Source organism: Neisseria sp. P0021.S007 (assembly GCF_051956855.1).
Genome location: NZ_JBQCXA010000095.1, coordinates 1 through 1,254 on the forward strand (window position 1 = coordinate 1; position 1,254 = coordinate 1,254).

A 1,254-nucleotide genomic window follows, 5' to 3' on the forward strand; every position below is an offset into this window, starting at 1 on the left:
AAGCCCAACATGAAAATCCGAATAACGACAGCCAAACCCAAGCCCGTTATCCGCGCCCTATCCCGTTGCGACGGTTTGACCTTGTTTGCCAAAATTGCGACGAAAACAAGGTTATCAATACCTAAAACAACTTCCAAAACCAGAAGCGTGGCAAAGCCCATCCAAGTATGCGGCTCTGCCAACCAACTGAAATCCATAATGATTGTGTTCCTTTAAAATACAAAAAGGCAGCCGTTCCGCTTAAAACGGACAGACTGCCAAAGTTCGGGCATAAATAAAGGGAAAGAAGCGGTATAACAACTACTCTGCTCTGCGTCTTTCATGAAAAATTTATGCCTCGGTCAACAATAATGGCAAACAGTTTATCAGTTTGAAGAAAGAAAGGCAAAGTCTAACAGCATATTTTCTTTTAAAAACAGCCTATACCAGCACTTACCAGCTTTCAGACGACCTTTTCTTACTTGATAAAACCATCAATCGGCGCATAACCCAAAAAATCTGCCTGCTCATTCAATATCACAACCCATTCTTTACTTCGCGCACTGGTAAATGGCAAGAAATACAACTCTTTCCCATCATTTCTCAGCGAAGCCTGTTCCAAAATTGACTCCTCATTCATGCCACGGGCTTTTGCCAAGACAGACAACGGTTTCATTGCTTTACGAATTTTCTCACGTTCCTGCTGCGAATCTGGCAACCACCAAGAAGGCCTCATACTTGGTTCACCACCTTTCAAAGACAAATCAAGAACTTGGTTAGCTTCGTCCGGGCTCATCGCTTCACGCAACCCAACACGGCGTACGCCAAACCAAGATAAATCCTGCAAATCCTTCGGAGCATGGCTCAAATCATTTACATCAATTTCTGCAGCAGTTACCACATTTATCCTATCGGTTTCGAATGCGGAAACCACTGGACGCGCCAAAGATACGTTGCACAAACCATAAATTAAAGCAGCCAGCTGAATCATGCCGATTAAGGAAAAATCAACAATCCTCTCTTTAAGTTTTTTGCTCGGACTGGCAAGAATCAAAGTCAGCAACGGGCCGCAAACAATATCTACTGAAATGACCAGTTTATATAAAGCCAATCCGCCTGTCAGCTCGGCATACGGATAAGGATACCAAACTCCAAATACTAACAAAGCGGCCAATCCTGCCAAAATCAGACTAATCAACAAATGCCATGCCGCATTTTTTAATGCGAACCGAAAGCGTGGTGAAGAATGTAATGTATGTGCGTTTTCCATAGATA

The 1,254-nt window shown here is 43.1% G+C and carries 2 protein-coding genes; both read right to left on the reverse strand.

All coding sequences use genetic code 11. The features are described 5' to 3' along the window. On the reverse strand, positions 1-197 hold a 197-nt coding region (locus ACTHUR_RS11385; RefSeq protein WP_440398642.1), incomplete at its 3' end, for a TerC family protein. A 260-nt stretch (positions 198-457) separates the two neighbouring features. Further along, positions 458-1,249, reverse strand: coding sequence for a fimb protein (locus ACTHUR_RS11390; RefSeq protein ID WP_440398643.1), 792 nt, complete (start codon positions 1,247-1,249; stop codon positions 458-460). Positions 1,250-1,254: the final 5 nt, after the last annotated feature.